The following is a 21628-nucleotide window of genomic DNA, read 5'->3' on the forward strand; positions in this document are numbered from 1 at the left end:
CGATCCTGAAATCGGCGGAGCCACCATAGCAGAATCCTCTGTCTCCCCTAACCTTTCGGTATCTCCGAGCAAACCGCAACCCGGAGCCCGTGCAGCTCACGGCATTTCACCGCGATTTGCACCCCGAAGCCCCGGCGCGGAAGGACCCGGTCACCCGGGCGATCCGAACCCGAGGTCCACGGCCTGCCAATTGGTCACCCGACCACCGCACCGGATCCCGTGCTCTCCCCGCCCCTCATCTGCGCCTCCGGCCCTGCCTGCATGCCAGCAACCTCCCGGTTCCCGCAGCAAAACGCCACGTGGCACCTGGTGGAGACCGTGACAGCAAATCGTCTCCACCAGGTGCCGCGCGGCAACGGGCACTGCTCGCGCGCGCCTCAGCCGGCGGTGGCCGCCGTCGTGGCGGTGACCGCATCGGCGATCCAGGCAACGACCGCCGCACGCACATCGATCCGCCGCGGCAGCAAGCCGTTGGCGGTCAGCAGGTCCGCCGCGCGCTGTTGCTCATCGAGGAACTCCGCGGTCACCGGACCGACGCCGAAGGGACGGCCACGCAGGGCGGCCTCCCAGGCGTCGAGGTCGGCGGTGCCGCCGCGGGCGACGATATCGTCGACGAAGTACTGCGCGGCCGCGCGTGGGTTCGCGGCGATCCACGCGTCGGATTCCTGCAGGGCGGCGATGATCGCCTCCAGTTGCGCACGGTGCTGCTCGGCGAACCCGCGGCGGGTGAACCACAGTGAGGGGTGGCTGAACACCGACTCGGTGTCGACGAGGGTGTGCAGTTCGGTGGTGGCCTCGAGCGCCGCCAGCCCCGGGTAGGCGCCGACCCAGGCGTCGAGTTCACCGGTGCGCAGCAGGTTTCCACCATCGTGGATATCGGTGTCGACCGGTTCGATATCGGCCCAGCCGAGACCGGCGCGGTCCAGGGCGAACAGCAGCAGGGTGGTCTGCCACGAGCCGTGGGCGATGCCCACCCGCCTGCCCTCGAGATCCGCGACGGTCTCGATGCCGCTCTCGGCCAGGGCGACCAGGCGGCCGTTCTCGATGCGCGGGCCGGAGATGCCGACGTAGACGATGTCGCGATCGTTGCCCAGGGCGGTGATCGGCGGGGTGAAGCCGGTGCCGATGAAGTCGTAGCCGCCCTCGGCGAACAGCCAGTCCGAGTGCTGGGACGGCAGGGCGGCTTTCACGTCGGCAGGCGCGGGCTCGGGCAGTGCCCGCAGATCGACCCATTCCACGTCGTGCAGCGAGCGTTCGAGGATCCCGCGGTGGCGCAGGACGAACAGGGAGTTGTTGTGCGGGAAGTACCCGACGCGGATGCTCATGAAATCTCCTGGTGAATGCGGGTTTTCGGGGATGTGGTCGCGGTGGTCAGCGGGTGGCGGCGAGAGCGGCGGCCGGGCCGGGGACGGTGAGACGGGAGCGGCCGAGCAGCGGCAGCACCTCCTCACCGACCCGGTACGCCTCTTCCAGGTGCGGGTTCCCGGCCAGGATGAATGCGTCCACGCCCAGGTCGATGAGTTCGTCGAGGCGCTGGGCGACCTGCTCGTAGCTGCCGACCAGGCCGAAGGCCGGGCCGCCGCGAATCAGGCTGAACCCGCACCAGACATTGGGCTGGACCTCCAGATCCCGGTAGCCGGTAATGGTTTCGGGGACCCAGCCCTGGATGCGGGCCGCACCCACCGAGTCGCCCCGGGCGGCGCGGTGGGCGGCGTCCCGATCGACGAAGGCCCAGCCCTTCTCGATCTCGGCCCAGGCGGCCTCCGCGGTGTGGCGGGCCACGATGTCGATGCGGACGGCGAACTTCGGTGTGCGGCCGGTGCGTTCGGCGTGTGCGCGCACGCCGTCGAATTTGGCGCGCAGGTCGGCGAAGGGCTCGAGCCAGGACAGGTAGTAGTCGGCGTGGCGGCCCGCGGCCTGCACGGCGGCGGGTGAGGAGCCGGAGAAGTACACCTCCGGGAACCGTTGACCGGCCAGGGCGGGTGGCAGTGCCGCGCCCTCGGTGCGGAAGAAGCGGCCCTCGTGGTCGAGGGGTTCGCCGTCCCATACTCCGCGCAGCACCTCGAGGAATTCGCTGGTGCGGGCGTAGCGGTCGTCGTGGGAAACCTTGTCGCCCCACCACAGTTGGGCCGGTCCCCCGCCACCGCTGATGATGTTGTAGACCAGCCGCCCGCCGGTCGCGCGCTGCAGGCTGGCCGACATGCGCGCGGCCTGCACCGGGTGCAGGAATCCGGGCTGGAAGGCGACCATGAACCGGTAGGTGGTGGTCTCGCGGGCCAGGGCGGCGGCCACCGCCCACGGATCCTCGGTGATGGGGAACGACGGCAGCAGGCCACCGAGGAACCCGGCCGATTCCGAGGCGCGGGCGACGGCCGCGGCGTGATCGAGGTAGCTGTAGCCGTCGAGTTCGCCCGCGCGCACGGCCGGGGCGATATTGCCGGGACCATAGCCGCCCGCGTGGCCGCGGTTGTAGCGGCGCGGGGTGCGCAGCGAGGCGTGATCGCCCTCCATGCCGATGCGCCAATAGATGTCGATGGTCATGCGGTGGCCTCCTTCAGGGTGCGGCCGGTCGGGTCGGCCAGGAACAGCAGGTGTTCCCCGGCGCGGTAGACCTCCTCAAGGTGCGGGTGCCCGGACAGCACCACGGTGTCGACGCCGGCCGTGGCGTACGCCCGCAATCGCCGCGCCACCTGCTCGTAGCTGCCGACCAAGCCGATGGCCTGCGGATATCCCAGCCGGCTGAAGCCCGCCCAGCGCCCGTCGCCGAGGTCGAGCGCCTCCGCGCCCGGCCCGTCCGGATACAGTTCACGCCATTGCCTTTCGACCCGGGCCCACGCCTCGGTCTCGGTCTCGCGGGCGATGACGGGCACCTCGACGCCCGCCCGCACGGTGCGCCCGGCCGCGGCGGACAGCGCCCGCAGTTCGGTGAGGGACGCGTCGAGGCCCTGCGGCGTCTCGGTGAAGACGTGCACATCGCCGTGGCGTGCCGAAAGTTCCAGCGCCGCGGTCGAATCCCCGCTCAGGTACACCACCGGGAAGGGCAGGCCGGACAGGATCCCCCGGAATCCGCCGTCGATGACGTCGTAGTACTCCCCCGCGTAGTCGAACCCGGTGCCGCGGAATCCGGCCGCGGGCACCGCGTTCTCGTTCCAGACACCGCGCGCCACGGTGAGGAATTCCGCGGCGCGCGCATAGCGATCGTCCCTGGTGACCCGGTCACCGCGCTGTCGCGCGTCGTCGGCGTCGGTGTCCACCGTCAGCCGCCAGCCCAGTCGCCCCGCCGAGAACCGTTGCAGCGACGCCGAAACCTTCGCTGCGTAGACCGGTGTCCCGAAGCCGGGATGGAAGTCGACGACGACGCGCGCGTGCCGCGTGGCCCGCAGCGCCGCGCCCGCGACGATCCACGACTCCTCGCCCGCCGGGTCGTAGGGCGCGAGCACCCCGTCCAGACCGGACAACTCGGCAGCGTGTACCACCTGGTGCAGGTCGTCGAACGGCCCGAACCGCCCGGCCCGGACATCGGTCACGGCACGATCCACCGCGCGGGCCTCGACGCTCGCCGCGCCGCCCACCTCGGCCGGACCAGCGCCGGCCACACCGAGAGCGGGTGCTCGCCCGTTGCTGGACACGCCGGTACCGTTGCGCCCGGCCCGATTCCGATCGGTATCGACGGCGGGGATCGGAGTGCCGCTCCGGCCCCGGTGCCGCAGCCCGGCATCGGCGCGGCGGCCGTCGCCTCGACTGGGCAGCCGCCACAGGTAGTCGGTCATGCCCGCACCTCCGCGGCGGTTCGGGCCGCGGCGCTGGTCGATCTGCGGACGCCGCGCTCGTGGCGCGCGGCAGCGAGGTCGGCGGGAGCGGTTGAGCGCCATCGGGATTCGGTCATGCTGCGGCCTGTCCGGCGGCGACGAGGGCGCGCGCCTGCTCGAGGGGTTCGGGGGCGATCCAGGAGCCGAGGTCGAAGTCGGCGGCGAGGAAGCCGTGGGTGTAGAGGAACTGCTGCTGGACGGCGAGCAGCTCGAGGCGCTCGTCGGACAGCGACGGGTGCAGGCCGATGTTGAAGTCCGTGCCGTAGGCGGCGGTGACACCCTCGGGGCCGGACAGGGTTTCGCGTTGCAGCACCGCGGCGGCGGCGTCGCGGTGGGCGGTGGCCCAGTCGGCGGCACGCAGGGTCTGGGCGAGGAAGCCGATCACCACGTCGGGGCGGGTGTCGAGCAGGTGCTGGTGGACGGTCAGCGGGCGGGGTGTGCCGTTGTTGACGCGTAGCCGCTTGGACTCGGTGGCGTCGAGGTCGACCGCGATCCGCAGCCCGTGTTGCCGGGCGACCTCCTGTGCGCGTGCGCCTTTGACGTAGACGGCGTCCACGGTGCCGTCGAGCAGCTCCGCCACACCCCAGGTGAGGCTCCGGTCGCGCTGCTGGATCTCGGTGCGCACCTGGGGATTCGATTCCACGCCGAGCTCGATGACCCGCACGTCGGCCAGTGTCAGGCCGCCCAGGCGCAGGCCACTGGCGAAACCGTGCAGGGCCATGGCGCGCGGAAAGCTGCGCGCGCGGTCCCGCGCCCAGGCCGGAACGCCGACACGCAGCCCGGCCAGCTCGGCGGCGGAGGTGACCGGCGAATCCGGGCCCACCACAATGGCTTGCGCCTCGTCGATCCAGGTCAGACCGATGAGCCGGGTCGGCGAGCCCTGGGCGCGGGCGGCCAGGGCGGGCACATTGCCGCCCTCGCGGATGAGGCCGGGCAGATCGTGGTCGAAGTGGCGGATCGCGAGTTCGGGTGCGGCGTCCTGGAGGACGCCGAAGGCCAGCCCGTTGTGTTCGGCGGTGTCGCCGAGCCAGCCGAGGCTGTGGGCGAGTCCGCTGGCGGTGGGGACCGGGCAGCGGGTGTACCAGAGGGTGTCGGTCATGAAGTGCTCCCGGGGTTGTCGGTGTGCGGACGGTCGACGCCGAGCTGGGCGAGGAAGGCGGACCGGTGGCGCAGGGCGGCCGGATCGGTGCGGTCGCGCGGTCGCGGCAGGTCGATGGCCTGATCCACGGCGAAGCGGCCGCGGTCGAGGACGAGCACCCGATCGGCCAGCCGGACCGCCTCGTCCACGTCGTGGGTGACCATGAGCACCGCCGGGCGGTGGCGGGCCACCAGGTCGCCGACCAGGTCCTGCATGCGCAGGCGGGTGAGGGCGTCGAGTGCGGCGAACGGCTCGTCGAGCAGCAGCAGATCCGGCTCGCGGACGAGCGCCCGGGCCAGGGCGGCCCGCTGGGCCTCCCCGCCGGAGAGCGTGGCCGGCCACTGGCGGGCCTTGCCGGCGAGCTGCACCTCGGCCAGCGCGCGCAGCCCGGCTTCGCGGGTCGCACGCGAACGGCGCTGCCCGATGGTCACATTCGCCAGCACCCGCTTGGACGGGACCAGGCGCGGCTCCTGGTAGACGCTGGTGCGGGCGGGCGGGACCAGCACCTCGCCGGCGTCGGGCTGCTCGAGCCCGGTCAGCAGGCGCAGCAGGGTGGTCTTGCCGGTGCCGCTGGGGCCCAGCAGCACCACGAACTCGCCGCGGCGGATGGTCAGGTCTACGCCGTCGAGGATCACCTTCTCGCCGAAGGCTTTCCGCAGTCCGGTGATCGAGACCGCCAGTGGCGACACGGTGTCGGGCCGGGTTGTCGTCGTGTGCGGGGTCGTCATCGCATCGCCACCTGTCGCCGCCACGGCATGGCCAGCCGTTCGACCAGCCGCACCGCACCGTCGAAGACCAGTCCGAGCAGCGCGTAGAGGACCACGCACAGCACCATGTAGTCGGTGCGGTTGTATTCCTGGGCGAGGGTCACCAGATAGCCGATGCCCTCGGTGGTGCCCACCTGTTCGGCGGCGATGAGGCCGGTGATGCTGATGGACAGGCACACTCGCAGGGCCATGAGCACTCCCGGCAGCGCGGCGGGCAGGATCACCTCGGCGATCAGCCGGACTCCGGTGAGCCCGAAGCCTCGCGCGGCCTCCACCGTCTTGCGGTCCACATTGCGGACGCCGAGGTAGGTGTAGGCGTACATCGGGGCCACGGTCGCGACGGCGATCAGCAGTACCTTGTACAGCTCGTCGATGCCGAACCAGGCGATGAACAAGGGCACCAGCGCCAAGAACGGCACCGCGCGCACGATCTGCAGGGTCGAATCCACCAGTTCCTCACCGAGACTCGACAATCCGGCCAGCAGGCCCAGCGCCATGCCGACCGTCACACCGAGTGCGACCCCGAGCGCCGCGCGCGTGAACGACGCCAGCGCGAAGTCCGTCAACTGGCCGCTGCGGGCCAGCTCGAGCAGCGCCGACCACACCTTGGGCGGGCCGGCGAGCACCTGCGGCGACAATGTCCCGGTGGCCGAGCCGATCCACCACGCAGCGATGATCAGAGCGGGCAGCACGAATCGCAGCGGCAGCGAAACCCATGCGGGCCTGCGTCGTTCGACCCGCGCCAGGGGCGGGGCCAATCCGGATCGATCCGCACCCGGGTCCGGGGCAGCCACGGTCGCATGTCCGGTTGCGCTGTCACCGATCGCGCCCGAGGCGGGATCGGCTGCGGCAGAATCGATCTCATTCTCGGTCGTGCTGGGTGGGTCGTCATCGATACCCGGGACCCGCTGCGGGGCGGGCGCGGAGGAAGTGGCCATGTCAGCGCCCCGGCTGCAACCCGGCCAGCTGGTCCGGGGTGAGTTTGGACTTCAGGTCGTAGAAGATGTCGGCGGCGGTGATGTCGCGGGAGATGACGCCGTTGTGGCGGAAGAGCTCGACGATGGTGGCGAGGTCGGCGGCGTCGCTGTCGGTCGGGAGGTGCGGCACGGTCGCATCGCCGCCCAGGCGGATGGCGTCGGTCAGGCGCGGGCCGCTCAGCGCGCGGGGGCCGGTCTTGTCGAAGACGTTCTGGAAGTCGGCGGGATTGCCACGCTGCCAGGTGGTGAGCTGCTGCACCGTCTGCAGGAACTTCGCGGCGATGTCGGGGTGCTTGTCGGCGACCTCGGTGCGGAACACGAACACCGTGTTGTCCTTGGATCCGATGGACTGCTCGGTGGCGATCTCGACGCCGCCGTTGGCCTTGGCCTCCTGGTAGGGCACCAGGAACGAGGCCCACGCGTCGACCTTGCCGGTGGCGAAGGCGGTGGCGGCGTCCTTCTGCTGCAGGGGGACTCGCGTCACCCTGTCGGCGGGCACCCCGGCCTGTGCGAGGGCCTGCAGCAGGATGTACTCGCCCTTGCCCGCCGGATTCACCGCGACCCGCTTGCCGGCCAGATCGGCGACGGAGTGGATGCCCGAGTTCGGGGCGGCCAGGATGCCGCTCTGATCCTTGCCCGCCGGATCGGAGACCGACACGATGCGCACGGCGACGTCCTTGGACAGCGCGCCCACCACGGGACTGAACGCGGCGTCGGAGACGTCGAGCTCCCTGGTGTTGAACAGCTTCAGCATGGAGCTGAAACCCGGTGTGGTGGTGACCCATTCGACGCGGGCGTGCAGTGGCGCGAGCGCCTTGTCGAAGGTGCCGTCGCGTTTGCCGACGGCCAGCGGCCCGGCATTGCCCGGGTCGACGACCTTGAGCACCACCTCACCGGAACCGGTGTCGGTCGAGCCGGAGCCACACGCGGCGAGCAGGGCGACGACGGGAGCCAGGACGAGGGCGTGACGCCAACGGTGTGGCCGGCGCGTGCGGAACATGGTGGGCACCTCTTCGATTCGGAACGGTCCAGCGATGCCCTGGGACAGTAGGGATCCCACGAGACCGGAGCGAGGTAATCCATTCCGAGGATTGGAAGGGTTGACAGGTCTCCGCCGAAGGCCTTATGGCCATTTGCCTTTCGGCTTTCCAAATACTGGAAAGCTCGGGTCTACCGGACCGGTTCGACGTGCTACCGTCCCAGCCGTGGAAGCCTCCGGAGTGCAGACCGTCGCCCGTGCCCTGTCGGTCCTCGACTGCTTCCGCGACGGCGCGGAGCGCGGCGTCTCGGAGGTCGCACGACAGCAGGGACTGGCGGTCAGCACCACCCACCGGCTGCTCACCGCGCTGGTGCAGGCCGGATTCCTGGACAAGAGTGAGGATTCCGGCCGCTACCGCATGGGCGGCGCACTGGCCGGGTACGGTCAGATCGCTTATCGCCAGCACCGCATCTACCTGGCCGAACCCGCGCTCGAACAGCTCGCCGCCACCACCGGCGCCAGTGTCTCGATCGCATTGCGCCACAGCATCCACGCCGTGCTGCTGGCCACCAGCCGCTGGCGCGATACCGACGGCCACCGGCTCCAGGGCGTCCGGCTGCCGCTGCACGCCAGCGCGCTCGGCAAGACCCTGCTGGCGTGGAACGACGCCGGCGACGCCGAGCTGGCCGCGCTGCCCTACGACGAGGGCACCGCCCGATCCGTCTCCACCCCGGCCGAACTCCGGCGCGAGCTGGTCCGCACCCGCGAACGTGGCTACGCCTACAACGACGAGGAGCTCGATCCGGGCTTCCGCACGCTGGCCGTTCCCATCCTGACGCCCGGCGCGCCCTGCCGGTTCGCACTGGGGCTGCGCGGAACGACCACGCTCATGATTCCCGAACGGCTCCCGTTCCTGGTCGATCTGGCCAAGATCACCGCCGCCGACATCGCCGCCCGTTTCGCCGCCGCCGACTGACCCGGATACACCGATCCATATGGCAGTCAATGGATTTCATTCGAGTTTCGATTGGTGGACGGCGGGCGCGGCTGACACGATGGGCGGCATGCGTGAACAGCGGCTCGGGAATGGTTTGACGGTGCCGGCGATCGGCCTGGGGTGCATGGGCTTCTCCCAGGGGTACGGGGCGGCCGACGACGCGGAGTCCGCCGCGGCCATCCGGGACGCGGTGGAGGCGGGAATCACCGTGTTCGATACGGCGATGAGCTATGGGCGCGGGCACAACGAGCGGCTGGTCGGGCAGGCGCTGGCGGGGACGAACGCCCTGGTGGCCACCAAGTTCGGGATCGTGCGGACCGAGACCGGTGTGGGACTCGACGGCAAGCCCGAGCATGTGCGCGGGTACTGCGAGGAATCGCTGCAGCGGCTCGGGCGCGAGGCGATCGATCTGTACTACCTGCACCGGATCGACCCCGACGTGCCGGTGGCCGAGACCGTCGGAGCCATGGCGGAACTGGTGAAGGCCGGCAAGGTGCGGCACCTGGGTATCTCCGAGGCCACCCCGCAGCAACTGCGGGAGGCGGTGGCGGAGCATCCGATCGCGGCGGTGCAGTTCGAGTGGTCGATGCTGTGGCGCGCGCCCGAGCGCGATATCGTCCCGGTGGCACGCGAACTCGGGGTCGGGATCGTGCCCTACAGCCCACTCGGGCGCGGATTGCTCACCGCCACACTGGATTCGGCCACGGTCGCCGACAGCGACTTCCGGCGCAACGACCCGCGCTTCCAGGGCGAGCATCTCGACGAGAACCTCGCACAGGTGGCGGCACTGCGGGACCTGGCCGCCCGCCTGGGCATCTCGGCCGGGCAGCTGGCACTGGCCTGGCTGCTGGCGCAGGGACCGGACATCATGCCGATTCCCGGCAGCCGCCGTGCGGCGCGCATCCTGGAGAACGCCGCGGCCGCCGCGGTCGAGCTCAGTGCCGAGGATCTCGCCGAGCTCGACGAGCTGGTCCCGCCCGAAGCCTGGTCGGGCGACCGCACCTCCTTCGCGGTCCCCTCGACCACACGCAACCCCTAGTCGGCCCCGGCCGGCCGGTAGAGCAGGGTCATCAGGCTCGAACCGGCCAGGCCGCCGACGATCTGGGCCGCGACGAACGCGGGCACCGAGGCCGGGGCAATGCCGGTGAACGAGTCCGAGAGCATACGGCCCACGGTGAGCGCGGGGTTGGCGAAGGAACCCGAACTGGTGAACCAGATGGCCGAGCCGAGGTAGGCGGCCACGGCCGCGGCGCTCGCACCGCGGCCGTGGCGGGCGGCGGCGAAGCCCACGGCGATCAGGCCGGCGGCGGCGAAGATTTCACCGAGCAGGTGGCCGCCGGTGACGCGATGGTGGGTCGCGATCTGCAGTGGAGTGCGGTCGAACATGGCGTCGGCCAGCAAGGCGCCGACGATCGCGCCCGAGCACTGCGCGGCCACATAGGCTCCCAGTTCCCCGGTGCCGAGCCCGGTGGGCTGCCGCCGTCCGCCCAGCCAATCCGCCAGTGACACCACGGGATTGAAGTGGGCGCCCGAGATCGGGCCGAACGTCAGGATCAGCACGGCCAGGCCGAGCGCGCTGGCGGTGGAGTTCTCCAGCAGCTGCAGTCCGACATCGCCGGGCGAGAGCTGTTGGGCCGCGATCCCGGAGCCGATCACGACCGCCGCCAGCGCCGCGGTTCCGGCGAACTCGGCCACCGACCGCCGCCCCAGCGACAGTCCGGCCTCGGCGGGCGCGGTGTCGGGGGCGGGATCGATCAGCGGACGGTCGTGGTTCGGCACCCGGACACAGTGACAGACCGGCGCTCACGCAGGACCGCGCCGCCGCAAGATATCTCGTATATCAGGCGCGGCCGGGTTCGGCGATCAATCGACCCCGCCGCCCACCTCGGGCAGCCCCTCGGTGACGCGCAGGCGATCGGCCATGGAGGTCAGCAGGTTCTGGGACTCCTCGCTCAGATCGAAGGCCCGCGTGGACAGCTTGCGCAGGCCGTGGAACTGCAGCCGGGCGATCAATTCGGAGTCCCGGTCGGCAGCGGTGGTGTAGGCGTCGTCGGCGAAATAGGCCGACCGGACCCGGAAGAAGCGGGCCAGCGCGGCAATCGTCTCGCGGGAGGGATCGGTGCGCACGCCCGAGCGCAGCTGGCTCAGATAGGGCTTGGAGATGGGATGGCCCCACGCGGTCAGCTGGGCGGCCACCTCGGAGTTGGTGTGCGGGCGCTCGCCCGGGGCGTGTACGACCTCGAAGAGCCTGTTGAGGCGGGCCGCGAATCCGGACTCGGGCGCGGGGACGGTGGTCGGGGTGGCGTGCAGTTCGGCGGCGCGGCGCGGGATGCGGGCGTAGAGCCGTTGCAGCGCGGGCTCGTTCAGCGAGGACCGCTCGAGCAGCTCGGCGACGCGGGCCACCGGGTCCGGGGCGTGGTCGGGGCTCATTCGGCCGCCTCCTTACCGTCGAGGCCGGTCATCCAGCCCTGGTCGCCTTTCAGTCGGGCCCAGCGCTGTTCGACCGCCTGCACGGACGGGAAGTCGAACAGGTGCTGGATTTCACGGCCGGTCAGGCCCATGGCCTTGCCCCACACCAGCCCGCGGTCGCGGTCGCCGAGCCCGGCCAGGCGGCTGCGGAAGGCCAGCCGGTCCACCAGCGAACCGGCCACGTCCTCGGTGGAGGCCAGCACCTCCATCAGGTCCGGGCCGTCCTCGGTCACGATGGCCACCGAGGCCGCGGCCTGGAACCGATAGAGGTCACCGGTGCGGCGGCTGCGGCGGAAGTGCTCGACGAAGGCCAGCACACACGCGCCGATGAAGTAGCTGCCCAGGCCGAGGCCGCCGTCGGCATTCCAGCCGTCGCCATCGCGGGCATTGCGGCGGAAGCGCTCCAGCGCGCGGGTGATGGTCTCCTGCACGAAGTCCTCGGCGAAGCGGGTCTCCACCAGCAGTCGTTCCTGCGCGGTCGGGCGGAGCGGCATGCGCTTCTGCTCGGCCACCGAGAAAATCCAGCCGGTGCGCACCCACGGCCCCAGCACCGCCAATGCGTGGCGAACCAGACTGTCCGCCAGCAGTTTCCAGGCCGGCCCCTCGAATCCGGCCTTGCGGACCAGTTCGAACAGCTCGTGCTCGGCCGCGTATCTCTGGGGATCGGTCATGTCATCGGTGTCCTCACCCAGCACCTCCTGATCTCTGACGAACACGTTATAGGTGCGGCAAACCCGCCGCCCCGCTTTCAGCTAATGACCAGTATCCGCGAGCGTGTAAATAGTTCCTTGACACAGGCTTTCACGTAAAGGCAGCATTTACATATGACTGATCCCCGGCACAGAGACCCCGCCGACGAACGCGCGGTCCTGGCAAAACTGTTGTCCACCAATGCCGAATTCGTCACCGAGGTGCTGCGGCCCGGTGACGGCAAGCCCACGCCGTCGGTCATGGCGGCACTGCGCGCGGCCAGAAGCCTCGACGGCGTCGTCGACGACGTGCTGCGCTCGCTGGTCCGCCAGGCGCGCGAGGAGGGCCGCACCTGGGCCGAGATCGGCGAAATCTTCGGCACCTCACGCCAAGCCGCCTTCCAGCGCTTCGGCGGGCCCGCCGCGGGCATCCAGATCCCGCCGGTGCCGCCGGTCCCGCCCATGCCCCAGATGCCAGAGATGCCACCCATGCCCGAGCCGCCCGACTGGGCGAAAATGCCCGGCATGCCGAAGATTCCGGGCCTGCCCTTCGGCGGGCCCGGGCAACCGGGCGGCCCGGGCCACCCGCAGCACCGCGGCCCCGGCCGACCGGGCTGGGGCCCGAATCCGCACGGCGACCAGCCCGCCGAGTGAGCGTCCTCGCCGTGTCCGCCACCGAGACCCCGCGCGCCCGCTGTGACCGGGCGCGCCGGCGGCTGCTCGCGACCGCCCGGCAGCGCTACGCCGAGGATCGGCTCGCCGACGCCGTCTCCGCCGGGACGCGCCAGGTGGTGGTGTTCGGCACGGCACTGGACACCTTCGCCGCCCACAATCCCTATCCCGACCTCCACGTCTACCGAGTCACGCCCGAGGATTTCGGAAGCACGGTGACGACCACCGATTTCGGCCGGTTCCACCCCGCCACGTTGCGCAACGACGCGGCGTCCGGGGCCCGCGTCGCGGAAATCCCGCGACACACACCGGGATTCCGCCCCGAGCAGTCCGCGTTCGTCATCGTTCTCGCTGATCCGCGCCCCGAGGATCCGGGCACTCGTGCAGGAGTCGGCGAGGCGGCCGACTCTGCCCGGCGCGCATCGGGATTCGATGGTCTCCATGGAGTGCCGGGCATGCGGCGGCGTATCGGTGGCGGAAGCCTCGGCTCCGGCGGCTTCACCCACTGCCAGGTCCGGGCAGTCGAGTCGGTCTTGCGGATGCTGCCGGAGTGCCCTGGCGGTGCCGAGATCGTCTTCGACATGCCGCCGGAGGCTTCGACCGGTGTCGAACGGCTGTTGCGCGACACGGGGTGGGTGGTTTTGGCGGATCTGACCGCGGCCGCGTTGACCTCCCGCTATCTCGACGTCGCGTCCGGACCGGACTATTCGGTCGAACCTGGGGTTGTGTGGGCGCGCGTCGGCAATAATGCCGGACGCCTGCCCGATTCGCTGCCCGCCGAATGAGGAGCCCATGCGCACGCACCCCCGCCGCCATGCCGTGGCCACCCTGGCCGTCGCCGCCACCGCCCTGCTCGCGACCGGCGCCCCGGCCGGTGCGGTGCCCGCGGCAGCAGATCTGCCCGCACTGGGCGCCGACTTCCACTGGGGCGTGGCCGCGGCGGGGTTCCAGAACGAAGGCCACGCGCCCGACAGCAATTGGCGCCGGTACGTGGACACCCACCCGGATTACGACCGCTACGGCGACAGCGTCGACTTCTACGACCGGTATGCCTCCGATATCGCGCTGGCCGCGAATCTGGGCGTCGACACCTATCGGCTCAGCATCGAATGGGCGCGGCTGCAGCCGCAGCCGGGGATGTGGGACGAGGACGGATTCGCCTTCTACGACAAGGTGATCGCGGCCATCCGGGCCGCCGGGATGCGGCCGATGATCACCCTCGACCACTGGGTGTATCCGGGATGGGAAGCCGATCGCGGCGGGTGGGCGAATCCGGGCATGGTCGAGGACTGGCTGGCGACCATGCGCACGGTGGTCGACCGCTACGCCGGCGCGGATCCGATGTGGGTCACCATCAACGAGCCCTTCGCCTACATCATGAACGAGGTCCGCAACGGCGGGCTGCCCGCCGCCGACGTGCCGGCCATGCAGGCGCGACTCGCGCAGGCACACAACAGCATCTACGACTACATCCACGCCCGCCAGGCCGACGCCATGGTGACCAGCAATGTCGCCTACGTGCCCGCCGCGGACCCGATCGTCAACGGCGCCATGCTCGATGCGATCGCGGCCAAGCTGGATTTCGTCGGCATCGACTACTACTACGGCCTGTCCCCCGACACGGCCGCCGAGTACACCAACTTCGCCTCGTCGGCGCTGTGGAAGCTGCCGCTGCAGGCCGACGGCCTGTACTACACGCTGCGCCACTTCGCTCACCGATTCCCCGGCAAGCCGCTCTACATCGTGGAGAACGGCATGCCCACCGAGAACGGCGCACCACGCGCCGACGGCTACACCCGCGCCGACGACCTGCGCGACACCGTCTACTGGCTGCAGCGCGCCAGGGCCGACGGCATGAACCTCATCGGCTACAACTACTGGAGTCTCACCGACAACTACGAGTGGGGTTCCTACACACCGCGTTTCGGCCTCTACACCGTCGACGTGCGCACCGATGCGAGCCTGACGCGCCGCCCCACCGACGCCGCGGACGCCTACCGCGCCATCGCCCACGACGGTGGCGTGCCCGCCGGCTACCTGCCGACCCGCCCGCCCGCGACCTGCTCGCTGGTGGACGCCCTCGACAGCTGCGCCGACCCGGTCACCCTGCCCCGCTGACTCCGTGCCACGCTCCACGGCCCGCCGGTTGCACCGGTCTGTGACTCCCCCTCGTGGAACTGCTTGGGCCACAGGCCGGTACGACCCGAACGCTGGGCGTGCACCGACCGGACACGACACCGCAGATCGCACGCAGACGGGTAAAGTGGCTGGTGAAGGCCCCGCACGGGTTTTCCGGACCGGAAATCCGGATGCCCTCCGGGGGTTGGGGAGACCGGTCGCACACCGCGACACGCCCGCCGCTGCCCCGGAATTCAGTTAACCGGCAGCTACGCTCCGATCGGGACATTCCGACCACCCGTCCCGGAGGAGGAGCCCCGATGCGCAGACGACTGCACCGCCTCGTCCTGGCCGGGCTCGCGGCCGCCGCGATGCTGCTCCCGGTGGCGAGCATCGCCCACGCCACCCCGGCCACGCCCCCGCCCGCGGCCGCGACCGGCACGCGCGGCAGCCTGGGCCCGGACTTCCTGTGGGGCGTGGCCGCGTCGGGATTCCAGTCCGAGGGGCATGCGCCCGACAGCAACTGGATGCACTACATCGACGCCAATCCCGGCTGGGACCGCTACCGCGACTCCATCGACTTCCGCTCCCGCTACCCCAGCGACATCGCCCTGGCCGCGAGCCTGGGGTCGAAGGTGTTCCGCATCGGCATCGAATGGGCGCGGCTGCAGCCCGAGCCCGGGGTCTGGGACGAGGACGGGTTCGCCTTCTACGACCGGCTCGTCGACGACATCGTGGCCAACGGCATGGAACCCATGCTGACACTGGACCATTGGGTGTATCCGGGCTGGGAGGCCGAGCGCGGCGGCTGGCGCAATCCGGGCATGGTGGACGACTGGCTGGCCAATGCCCGCAAGGTGGTCGACCGCTACACCTCGCGAAATCCGGTGTGGGTCACGGTGAACGAGCCGGTCGCCTACATCATACACGAGGTGCGCCAGAACGACACCGACGCCGACCAGATGCTCGACAAGGTCGCCCAGGTGCACAACCAGATCTACGACTACATCCACCAGGTACAGCCCAAGGCGCTGGTCACCAGCAATGTCGGGTACGTGGCCGGTTCGGAGTCGCAGGTCAACGGCCCGCTCATGGACCGCATCGGCGACAAGCTCGACTTCATCGGCGTGGACTACTACTTCGGCCTCGAGCCGCCCAGGACCAATGCCGTCAACCTGCCCGACGGTTCGGCCGCCCCGCCGCCCGGGATGTGGGAGCTGCCCATCCGGCCCGAGGGCATCTACTATGCGCTGCAACACTATTCGCAGAAATTCCCGGGCAAGCCGCTGTGGGTGGTGGAGAACGGGATGCCCACCGAGGACGGCAAAGCTCGCGCCGACGGCTACACCCGCTCGGATCACCTGCGCGACACCGTCTACTGGCTGCAGCGCGCCAGGGCCGACGGCATGAACCTCATCGGCTACAACTACTGGAGTCTCACCGACAACTACGAGTGGGGTTCCTACACACCGCGATTCGGCCTCTACACCGTCGACGTGCGCACCGATCCGAGCCTGACCCGCAAGCCCACCGACGCCGTGGACACCTACCGCCAGATCATCAAGGCGAGCGGCGTGCCCTCCGGTTACGAGCCGGTGCGCTTGCCCTCGGACTGCCACCTCGTGGATCCGCCCGCCAGCTGCGACTCCCCCGTCACCGTGCCCAGCGCGGCCCTGGCCCCCGCGCCCTGACACGGCCGCGGCAGCGGAGTTCAGCGGTCGAGCTCACGCACCGCGCGTTCGATCTCCTCCACCAGGGTGGCCCCGCCGACCTCCCGGGCCGCGGCCCGGAACCGATCGCGGAAGCGATCGAGATCCAGGTCCAGGCCCTCGCCGCTGTACTCCGCCCCGGAGGCCTCGCGGATGACGCGGATCATCTCGTCGGCCAGGGCGGCGATATGGGTGCGGATCAGCTTGCGCAGCACGCCCGACAGGGCGATGTCGGTGCCCACGTCGTAGAGGATGAGCGCCCCGGTGAGCATGGCCGGTTCGGGCACCCGCCAGCGCTCGCCCACGCGCTCCAGGTAGCCCGCGGCGAGCAGATCGTCGAGGATCTCCGGGCGGCGATCGCCGAGCAATTCGGTCAGGGCCTCGTCGTCGAGGATCGTGCCGGTGTCGGCCCCGGCGCTGTAGCGCGGATCGAAGACCTCACGCCAGTCCCCGTCTCCGGGTACCTCGGCCTCGAACACCTCGCGGATCGCGTCCAGGCGCAGCCCGCGCGCCTGCATGGCGGTGATGGCGCGCAGCCGTTCGAGGTGTTCGGGACCGTAGACCGCTTCCTTGCCGGCTCGGCCGGGCCTGGGCAGCACGCCGACCGAGTGGTAGTACCGGATGGTGCGGGCGGCCACACCGCTGAGTTCGGCGAGTTGCAGACGGCTGTATCGATCCACCCGAACAGCATAGATACCGCTACCGGCGGACGTTGACAGTTACAACTGTCCGCGTTAGCGTAACCGCCGCCACACTGTCGACGACGACAAGGGAGAATCCATGACCCAACGCGACACCGATTTCGACGTGCTCATCGTCGGGTCAGGATTCGGCGGCAGTGTGAGCGCACTGCGCCTCACCGAGAAGGGTTACACCGTCGGTGTGCTCGAGGCCGGTCAGCGTTTCGCCGACGACCAGCTCCCCGACACCAGCTGGGACCTGCGCAAGTTCCTGTGGGCGCCGAAGCTGGGCTGCTTCGGGATTCAGCGCATCCACCCGCTGCGCGATGTCCTCATCCTCGCGGGCGCGGGCGTGGGCGGCGGCTCACTGAACTACGCCAACACCCTCTACGTGCCCCCGGCCCCGTTCTTCCAGGACCCGCAGTGGCGCGAGATCACCGACTGGCACGACGAACTCATGCCCTACTACGACCAGGCCCGCAAGATGCTCGGCGTGGTCACCAACCCGCACATGACCCCCGCGGACGAGGTGTTCAAGCAGGTCGCCGAGGACATGGGCGTGGGCGACACCTTCGTGCAGACCCCGGTCGGCGTGTTCTTCGGCGAGGCGGGCAAGACCGTGCCCGACCCGTTCTTCGGCGGCGCGGGCCCGGACCGCACCGGCTGCATCGAATGCGGCGAGTGCATGACCGGCTGCCGCCACAACGCCAAGAACACCCTGGTCAAGAACTACCTGTACCTGGCGGAAAAGGGTGGCGCGCAGGTCTTCCCGATGACCACGGTCACCAGCGTGCGCCCGCTGCCCGACGGCACCTGGGACGTGGAGACCGAGCGCACCGGCGCCTGGCTGCGCAAACAGCCCAAGACCTACACCGCCAGGCACGTGGTGCTGGCCGCCGGCACCCGCGGCACCCAGCAGCTGTTGTTCGCCATGCGCGACAAGGGCGTGCTGCCGCAGCTCTCGCCGCGGCTGGGCGTACTGACCCGTACCAACTCCGAGTCCATCCTGGGGGCGGCCACCCGCAAGGTGAATCCGGACGTGGACTTCACCCGCGGCGTCGCCATCACCTCCTCCATCCACCCGACCCCCGACACCCACATCGAGCCGGTCCGCTACGGCAAGGGCTCGAACTCGATGGGCCTGCTGCAGACACTCATGGTCGACGGCGGCGGCAGGATTCCCCGGTGGCTGCGCTTCCTGCTGACGGTGCTGCGCCACCCGCTGATGCTGCTGCAGTTCCTGTCGGTGAAGGATTGGAGCGAGCGCACCATCATCTCGCTGGTCATGCAGCATCTGGACAATTCCATCACCACCTACACCAAACGCGGCCTGTTCGGGCGCAAGCTGACCTCCAAACAGGGCCACGGCGAACCGAATCCGACCTGGATCCCGGCCGGCAACGAGGTCACCCGCGCGGTCGCGGACAAGATCGGCGGTGTCGCGGGCGGCACCTGGGGCGAGGTGTTCAATATCCCGCTCACCGCGCACTTCCTGGGCGGCGCCGTGATCGGCGCGGACGCCGACCACGGTGTCATCGATCCCTACCACCGCGTCTACGGCTACCCGACCCTGAGCGTGGTCGACGGCGCGGCGGTCTCGGCGAACCTGGGGGTGAACCCGTCGCTGACCATCACCGCGCAGGCCGAGCGCGCCGCGGCGCTGTGGCCCAACAAGGGCGAGGCCGACACCCGCCCGTCGCAGGCCGCGGGCTACGCCCGTATTGCACCCGTTGCACCGGTGCAGCCGATGGTCCCGGCGACCGCCCCGGCGGCGCTGGTGCTGCCGATCGTCGAGATCCGCAGCGGGGGGACCGAATCCACCCCCGCCTGATCCACACCGGCTACAGCGCAGGCCCGTCGATCGTCTCCGATCGGCGGGCCTGTGACGTTGCGCTGGTCGGTGCTGTGACGTTGCGCTGGTCAGCGCTGTGACAGCGTGCCGGTCAGCGGGCGTGGATGTGGGCCATCGGGGAGGTGGGCGGCGGGACGTCGCCGACGGGGGCGCGGAATTCCTGCAGCGCGGCAAGCACATCCACGTGGCGGGCGGCGTAGCAGCGCACCTGCGGCAGGGCGTGGGCGACCTCGCTGCGCTCGAGCGGTTCGGCGTCGATGTAGCCGACCTGGTCCAGGCCCACGCCCAGGGTTTCGGCGATGCGGGTGATGGCCGCGGACTTGCGGCCCCAGCCGACCTCGACGGCGGCGAAACGCTCGGCCACGCCGTGGCGGCGCAATTGCTCTACCGTCCAGGCCCATTCGCCGCGGGAGGCGACGGCGTGCATGACACCGCGTTCGTTGAGGATGCGCAGCGAGCGCGCGGCCTCGGCGCGCAGCGCGCCTGCGGTGGAGTCGCAGACCACCCCGTCCCACAGGGTGTTGTCGCACTCCCACACAAGCAATTTCACAGTCGCGGCGTTCATTGTTCCCCTGCCAGTCAGCAACCATCCGGTACCAAGGGTGCCGGACGGTTCTCTCTTTCACGAACCGCCCCGCGCGTGACATCGTAGGTGCTGTCTGGGCCAATGCACCAGCGCGAGCGGATTCGGAACGCCGAAGTTCCTATCTACTCGCGAGTACGGTATGCGCGTAATCACCGCTGGTAGCGTCGGATCCAGGCCCGACGGATCGGAAGAAAGGGGCGAATGCCCATGCGGCGGCGCTGGAAGCTCGCGGGTGGCCCACCTGTGCTCGCGCTGGCACTGGTACTGACCGGTTGCGGGGCGGCCGAGGATTCGCCGCCGGTGGTGGTGAGTTCGCTGACGCTGGCGCCGCACCCCTCGACGGTCGCCGGTTCCCCGCCCACCGCCTCATCCCAGCCCAGCGACACACCCCAGCCCACCGGTTCGTCCGCGCCGATCGCGAGTCCGTCGCCGACCACGCCCGGGGTGCCGACGCTGGATCCGTTCCCGGATCAGGCGCTCATCGACCACACCGAATGGACCGACGACCCCGACGGCCGCCGGTTGCGGGTCTATCCGACCCAGGCCGGGCGCGCCGACACCTTCGGCGCCGCGCTGGGGCGGGCCTGGCAGGAGGTGCTCACCTCCGCGCCCGACGCCGATTCTCCCGGCATGTACGACCAGTTCCGCTGCCACTGGGAGTGGGCGCGGGTGGTGCAACCGGACAAGACCAGCTGGAATCTCGAACCGTGGCGTCCCGCGGTGGGGTACGACGCGACCGTGGCGGCCCTGTGCAATCCGGGCGGACCCGAGCGCTGAGCGGTCGTTCGATGCGGTAACGAAGCCGTACCGACGAAAGCGGTTGCCCGCGAGAACCTTCGAGCGCACCGGCAAATGTGCGTATCGTGGGTGAGGTCCAGCGTGAACTCCTGGGAGGGAGGGTTCCGGTGCGCGCCTCCGCAGCCGCGACCTCGACGCCCACGCCGCCCGCCGCCGCCCGGGGACCGGCGCGCCCCCCGCTGCGCGGGCTCTTCCCCGCGCTGACCGAAACCTCCGACATCTATCTCGATTCGGCGTCCACCACCCAGAAGCCGCTGCCGGTGATCCGCGCGGTGCATCGCTATCACAGTGAGCGCACCGCCAATGCCGGACGCGGCACCTACCCGTGGGCGAGCAGCCTGACCCACCGCATCGAGACGGTGCGCGAGCGGATGGCCGAATTCATCGGGGCCGCACCGGATGAGGTGGTGTTCACCGGCGGGTCCACGGCCGGTCTCAATGCGGTGGCGCTGTCGTGGGGGCTGACCACGCTGCGCGACGGCGACGAGATCCTCTACAGCCCACGCGATCACGCCTCGAACGTGTATCCGTGGCATCACCTGCGGCGGTTGCTGAGCGGGTTCGGCCGCACGATCCGGCTGGTGCCCTACCGGGTCACCGCGCTGGGCGAGGCCGATGTCGAGGATGTGGCCGCGCGGATCACCCCGCGCACCCGGCTGATCACCGTGGGGCATCTGCATCACGTGTTCGGGGCGCTGACCACCCTCGAGGAGTTGCGCGGGCGCATCGATCCGGCGATCGCGCTGTGTTTCGACTGCAGCCAGTCCGGCGGGCATCTGCCGGTGCGGGTGGCGGAGCTGGACGCGGATTTCGCGGTGTTCTCCGCGCACAAGATGTTCGGGGCGCCCGGGACCGGGGTACTGTACTGCCGCCGCCGGCGCCACGATGAACTGACACCGTTTCTGCCGGGCGGCAATTCGGCGGTGTCGCTGGGTGATTCGGGACTGCTGGCCGGTTCGATGCCGCAGTTGCTGGAGGGCGGCACCCACAATATCCCCGGCATCCTCGCGCTCGGCGCGGCCCTCGAGGTGCTCGACGACCTGGGCCTGGACGCTGTCGCGGCCCACAATCGGGCGCTGACACAGCGGCTGATCGCGGGCCTGCGCCCGATACCGGGCGTGGAGTTCCTGCCGGGTCCGGCGCATGCGCCGTGCGAAACCGGCTACGGGATCGTGTCTTTCACCCTGGACGGGATCAGCGCCACGGATCTGGGGTTCGTGCTCAGCGAGCTCGGGTTCCTGGTGCGCACCGGTGCGCACTGTGTGCCCGCCGACGATGTGCCGATGGACGAGGACTCGGTGCGGGTCAGCACCCACATCTACAACACCGTCGACGAGATCGACCGGTTCACCGAGTGTGTCGCCACCATTGCCGAGGAGGTCTGTTGA

At 70.3% G+C, this 21628-nt stretch carries 21 protein-coding genes; 9 read left to right on the forward strand and 12 right to left on the reverse strand.

Features of this window, described 5'->3' with window-relative positions; all coding sequences use genetic code 11:
- Nucleotides 1-377: 377 nt before the first annotated feature.
- The 7 genes from ACQP1O_RS24280 to ACQP1O_RS24310 all read right to left on the reverse strand — a co-directional run bounded on the left by ACQP1O_RS24280 (nt 378) and on the right by ACQP1O_RS24310 (nt 7691).
- The gene (locus ACQP1O_RS24280; protein WP_433560780.1) at nt 378-1325 is read right to left on the reverse strand and encodes an ABC transporter substrate-binding protein; all 948 of its coding nucleotides are present in this window, start codon (nt 1323-1325) and stop codon (nt 378-380) included.
- Between the two features lie 46 nt (nt 1326-1371).
- A complete protein-coding gene (locus tag ACQP1O_RS24285; RefSeq protein WP_433560781.1) occupies nt 1372-2541 on the reverse strand; it encodes an LLM class flavin-dependent oxidoreductase in 1170 nt (389 codons plus the stop codon).
- Complete coding sequence (locus ACQP1O_RS24290; protein WP_433560782.1) at nt 2538-3770, reverse strand: LLM class flavin-dependent oxidoreductase; 1233 nt, start codon at nt 3768-3770, stop codon at nt 2538-2540. The genes ACQP1O_RS24285 and ACQP1O_RS24290 overlap by 4 nt, the downstream gene beginning before the upstream one ends.
- A 112-nt stretch (nt 3771-3882) precedes the next feature.
- The gene (locus tag ACQP1O_RS24295; protein WP_433560783.1) at nt 3883-4908 is read right to left on the reverse strand and encodes an ABC transporter substrate-binding protein; all 1026 of its coding nucleotides are present in this window, start codon (nt 4906-4908) and stop codon (nt 3883-3885) included.
- A complete protein-coding gene (locus tag ACQP1O_RS24300; RefSeq protein WP_433560784.1) occupies nt 4905-5675 on the reverse strand; it encodes an ABC transporter ATP-binding protein in 771 nt (256 codons plus the stop codon). The genes ACQP1O_RS24295 and ACQP1O_RS24300 overlap by 4 nt, the downstream gene beginning before the upstream one ends.
- Nucleotides 5672-6652, reverse strand: a complete 981-nt coding sequence (locus ACQP1O_RS24305) for an ABC transporter permease (RefSeq protein ID WP_433560785.1) — start codon at nt 6650-6652, stop codon at nt 5672-5674. Before ACQP1O_RS24305 ends, ACQP1O_RS24300 begins: the two co-directional genes overlap by 4 nt.
- Nucleotide 6653: 1 nt before the next feature.
- Complete coding sequence (locus tag ACQP1O_RS24310; RefSeq protein WP_433560786.1) at nt 6654-7691, reverse strand: NrtA/SsuA/CpmA family ABC transporter substrate-binding protein; 1038 nt, start codon at nt 7689-7691, stop codon at nt 6654-6656.
- A 205-nt stretch (nt 7692-7896) separates the two neighbouring features.
- On the opposite strand from ACQP1O_RS24310, the gene ACQP1O_RS24315 reads away from it, so the two are divergent.
- Nucleotides 7897-8646, forward strand: a complete 750-nt coding sequence (locus tag ACQP1O_RS24315; RefSeq protein WP_379467511.1) for an IclR family transcriptional regulator — start codon at nt 7897-7899, stop codon at nt 8644-8646.
- A gap of 88 nt (nt 8647-8734) precedes the next feature.
- Nucleotides 8735-9706, forward strand: a complete 972-nt coding sequence (locus tag ACQP1O_RS24320) for an aldo/keto reductase (protein ID WP_433560787.1) — start codon at nt 8735-8737, stop codon at nt 9704-9706.
- Here the strand turns inward: ACQP1O_RS24320 and ACQP1O_RS24325 are convergent.
- From ACQP1O_RS24325 to ACQP1O_RS24335, 3 genes are all read right to left on the reverse strand, one after another.
- Entirely contained in the window at nt 9703-10446 is a 744-nt protein-coding gene (locus ACQP1O_RS24325) for an aquaporin (RefSeq protein ID WP_433560788.1), read from the reverse strand. The two genes, ACQP1O_RS24320 and ACQP1O_RS24325, sit on opposite strands and share 4 nt — an antisense overlap.
- A gap of 84 nt (nt 10447-10530) precedes the next feature.
- Nucleotides 10531-10977, reverse strand: coding sequence for a helix-turn-helix domain-containing protein (locus ACQP1O_RS24330; protein WP_433567771.1), 447 nt, complete (start codon nt 10975-10977; stop codon nt 10531-10533).
- A gap of 116 nt (nt 10978-11093) precedes the next feature.
- Nucleotides 11094-11807 (reverse strand): hypothetical protein, encoded by a 714-nt coding sequence (locus tag ACQP1O_RS24335; RefSeq protein ID WP_433560789.1) that lies wholly within the window; start codon nt 11805-11807, stop codon nt 11094-11096.
- 153 nt (nt 11808-11960) lie between these two features.
- Between ACQP1O_RS24335 and ACQP1O_RS24340 the strand changes: the two genes are divergently transcribed.
- The 4 genes from ACQP1O_RS24340 (at nt 11961) to ACQP1O_RS24355 (ending at nt 16306) form a co-directional block, all read left to right on the forward strand.
- Complete coding sequence (locus tag ACQP1O_RS24340; protein WP_433560790.1) at nt 11961-12479, forward strand: hypothetical protein; 519 nt, start codon at nt 11961-11963, stop codon at nt 12477-12479.
- A gap of 11 nt (nt 12480-12490) precedes the next feature.
- Nucleotides 12491-13282, forward strand: coding sequence for a class I SAM-dependent methyltransferase (locus tag ACQP1O_RS24345; protein WP_433560791.1), 792 nt, complete (start codon nt 12491-12493; stop codon nt 13280-13282).
- 7 nt (nt 13283-13289) lie between these two features.
- Nucleotides 13290-14615 carry a family 1 glycosylhydrolase gene (locus ACQP1O_RS24350; RefSeq protein WP_433560792.1) on the forward strand — a complete coding sequence of 442 codons (1326 nt, stop codon included), beginning with the start codon at nt 13290-13292 and terminating at the stop codon, nt 14613-14615.
- A 320-nt stretch (nt 14616-14935) separates the two neighbouring features.
- The gene (locus ACQP1O_RS24355) at nt 14936-16306 is read left to right on the forward strand and encodes a family 1 glycosylhydrolase (protein WP_433560793.1); all 1371 of its coding nucleotides are present in this window, start codon (nt 14936-14938) and stop codon (nt 16304-16306) included.
- Between the two features lie 20 nt (nt 16307-16326).
- Here the strand turns inward: ACQP1O_RS24355 and ACQP1O_RS24360 are convergent, their stop codons facing one another.
- Nucleotides 16327-17004, reverse strand: coding sequence for a MerR family transcriptional regulator (locus ACQP1O_RS24360; RefSeq protein ID WP_433560794.1), 678 nt, complete (start codon nt 17002-17004; stop codon nt 16327-16329).
- Between the two features lie 100 nt (nt 17005-17104).
- Here ACQP1O_RS24360 and ACQP1O_RS24365 point away from each other — a divergent pair, with 100 nt between their 5' ends.
- Complete coding sequence (locus ACQP1O_RS24365) at nt 17105-18835, forward strand: GMC oxidoreductase (RefSeq protein ID WP_433560795.1); 1731 nt, start codon at nt 17105-17107, stop codon at nt 18833-18835.
- 112 nt (nt 18836-18947) lie between these two features.
- On the opposite strand, the gene ACQP1O_RS24370 is transcribed toward ACQP1O_RS24365, so the two are convergent.
- Nucleotides 18948-19406 carry a hypothetical protein gene (locus ACQP1O_RS24370; protein ID WP_354833010.1) on the reverse strand — a complete coding sequence of 153 codons (459 nt, stop codon included), beginning with the start codon at nt 19404-19406 and terminating at the stop codon, nt 18948-18950.
- 237 nt (nt 19407-19643) lie between these two features.
- On the opposite strand from ACQP1O_RS24370, the gene ACQP1O_RS24375 reads away from it, so the two are divergent.
- Together ACQP1O_RS24375 and ACQP1O_RS24380 are read left to right on the forward strand one after the other, a co-directional pair.
- Nucleotides 19644-20219: a DUF2599 domain-containing protein gene (locus tag ACQP1O_RS24375; protein WP_433560796.1), complete on the forward strand. Its 576-nt coding sequence runs from the start codon at nt 19644-19646 to the stop codon at nt 20217-20219.
- A gap of 128 nt (nt 20220-20347) precedes the next feature.
- A complete protein-coding gene (locus tag ACQP1O_RS24380; protein ID WP_433560797.1) occupies nt 20348-21628 on the forward strand; it encodes an aminotransferase class V-fold PLP-dependent enzyme in 1281 nt (426 codons plus the stop codon).

This window comes from Nocardia sp. CA-151230, assembly GCF_050942175.1.
Taxonomy (GTDB): Bacteria; Actinomycetota; Actinomycetes; order Mycobacteriales; family Mycobacteriaceae; genus Nocardia.